This is a genomic window from Chitinophaga sp. (genome assembly GCF_035564935.1).
Lineage (GTDB): Bacteria > Bacteroidota > Bacteroidia > Chitinophagales > Chitinophagaceae > Chitinophaga.
Window position 1 is genome coordinate 1 of sequence record NZ_DATMTE010000176.1, and the last position, 2,302, is coordinate 2,302.

Annotated in this window: 3 protein-coding genes; 1 reads left to right on the plus strand and 2 read right to left on the minus strand. The window is 47.5% G+C overall.

Annotated features, from left to right (window positions below; genetic code table 11):
• The first annotated feature begins 68 nt into the window (after nt 1–68).
• Complete coding sequence (locus VN105_RS04645; protein WP_325638405.1) at nt 69–506, plus strand: nuclear transport factor 2 family protein; 438 nt, start codon at nt 69–71, stop codon at nt 504–506.
• On the opposite strand, the gene VN105_RS04650 is transcribed toward VN105_RS04645, so the two are convergent.
• Nucleotides 507–1,151, minus strand: coding sequence for a hypothetical protein (locus VN105_RS04650; protein WP_325638407.1), 645 nt, complete (start codon nt 1,149–1,151; stop codon nt 507–509).
• 98 nt (nt 1,152–1,249) lie between these two features.
• The gene (locus VN105_RS04655; protein WP_325638409.1) at nt 1,250–2,125 is read right to left on the minus strand and encodes an SAM-dependent methyltransferase; all 876 of its coding nucleotides are present in this window, start codon (nt 2,123–2,125) and stop codon (nt 1,250–1,252) included.
• Between the last annotated feature and the right edge of the window lie 177 nt (nt 2,126–2,302).

Genomic DNA, 2,302 nt, shown 5'->3' on the forward strand with positions numbered 1-2,302 from the left:
CAAATTTAAATTATAAATTCATTTTCCCACACTTCTTCGTAATTTGTAATATCCCAAATTCCTGATGCATGAAAATTTCCCTGATACTGTTACTGGCGCTTTCCTTTGCGGGATGCGTACAACCAGGTAGTAAGATCAGCCTGGCTAATTCAAATACCCTTGTAGTGAAAGACCTCTTTGATGCTTTTAACCGGCACGACTGGAAAAAGCTGGCAGCCTGCTATAAAGATACCGCCACCTTCCTCGACCCTTCTTTCGGACCTGAACCGGTATTACGTACACGGGAACAAACTGCGCAAAAATACCGGGAGCTGCAGCAGCAGTTTCCCGATATACAGGATGAAGTGCAGAATGTTTATGCGGATAAAAATCATGTTACCGTGCAATTCATTTCCTCTGCCACCGGGCTGGATGGCAAAAAGTGGCGCCTGCCCATCTGTACGGTGTTCACCATTGATGATGGCAAAATTGAACGGGACGACACCTACTATGATAACAGCCACTGATCATCTTTTCAGTAACCCTCCGTTTTGCAGGGCATCAGACACCTGCGTGGCAAAGGCTTTGGCAAATGATTCCAGACTATTGGGGTTGTAGGTTTCCGACTGACCGGACCATACCAGTTTTCCATCCTGCTTCAGGTCGTACAGGTTGCTTTCCAGGAAATATCTTTTATCGGTGGTATAATACCCCGGGGAATACACCGATCCGTACATGTAACCGTAATATCCCCAGAAACGGCCGTACCAGCCGTATGCAGGATATGGAGCATAAGATACGCTGCCGGGCACATACCTGGTTTGGGATTCCTTATTCACCAGTGAAGTAGTTAACACCGCTGTATAACCTGCATCGATGATCTTTTGCGTAGCAGCGCTTTTATCCTGGTCGCTTACCGGGTTAAATTTAGGAGGAAACAGGTCCAGCCCCTTACCGGCGGTAATACCGCGTTTTTGTAATGCCGCCGCCATCTGGGTTTCCACCATCTGCTGCGCCCCTACATTTGAAGTAAGAGAGGCCACCAGTATGTTATGATAGCCTTCTGCAGGAGCTTCGGGCGCTTTCCAGGCACCGGTCATATGAACGGTGGTACCGCATGCACCCGCTAAAATCAACATGCCCGCCAGCATGGATCTGATGATTGCTTTCATAAAATTTGTTTTAATGCGCCTACCGGCTGCATTAGAACAACAAGATGTATTCCGGAAATGTTTATTGATGAGCCCAATATTCGCATCCTTAAAGGGTTTCAGGAAACCCCAGTGCGTTCCGCACAGGCCACCCTGTAAAACTCATAGCCTTTTTCAGACCGGCCGGGTAAATAGTGTTTGCGGTATTCGCTGGCGCCAAGGTCTTCCAGTAATTGAAAGTTGTACCGGCGCAGGTAAGCAGGCAATGCTGAGGGCTCAAAACCAAACGTCCACTTTTCTTCCAGGCTGGCCACATCCCGGAGCAGTTTCTCTCCGCCATAAAATGAGGAAGGATTGTCCAGCACCTCCTGGTGTACATAGGTAAATATCACCCGGGAACCGGGTTCAAAGCGTTGCAGAAATGAAAAGGTACTGTCGATGGCTTCTTTGTTCAGGTAGTTGGTAACGCCCTCCCAGATAATGGCGGTGGGCATGGTAAAATCAAAGTTATTCAGTGCGCTCAGCTGATCAAGGCTCTGGCGGTTAAAATCTATCTGGTAATAATATACTTTGGCAGGCAGTTTATGTGCACGTAATTTCGACAATTTGTAAGCCGCTGTATTGGGATGATCTATTTCCACCACTTTCAGCTGCCGGAGAAAAGGCAGGCGCAGTCCCCGTGTATCAAAACCGGCGCCGAGAATATACACCTGCTGCGCTCCTTTATCAACCGCCTGCAATAACAGGTCGTCGATATATTTTGTGCGCGCTATACCGGAAGATAAGGCACCGGGAATCTTTTTCCGGATGATCCATTCCGCGAGCGGCCGCCACCCTGGTATACGGCAAAGCCATACGCCCAGTTTCAACCTGTTGTCAAGGAACCATGATGCAAATTTATCGGTGAACAAACGCCGGTCCCTGGAGCGGGTTGTTTCCAGCGCACGGAATAAGGCCATATATTGGGCGGTTCTACTCGTGACGTCCTCTTTCATGGATGTTATTTTATAAACTGCCCCTTTAATTTAATCAAAAAAAGTGAATCATTGGCAGCTGCTCCCTCCTGGCCTGCCGGTTACCGGGAAAAGCAGGGGGATAATTTTTGCGATTATTTCAAAAAAATACCTATTTTTAAAAAATATTCTAAATCGTATCACCAAAATGAGTCAGCC

What these genes read in the sequence shown, in the direction of transcription:
- VN105_RS04650 (WP_325638407.1), bottom strand. Translation starts at nt 1,151, where the DNA reads ATGAAAGCAATCATCAGATCCATGCTGGCGGGCATGTTGATTTTAGCG.
- VN105_RS04655 (WP_325638409.1), bottom strand. Translation starts at nt 2,125, where the DNA reads ATGAAAGAGGACGTCACGAGTAGAACCGCCCAATATATGGCCTTATTC.
- VN105_RS04645 (WP_325638405.1), top strand. Translation starts at nt 69, where the DNA reads ATGAAAATTTCCCTGATACTGTTACTGGCGCTTTCCTTTGCGGGATGC.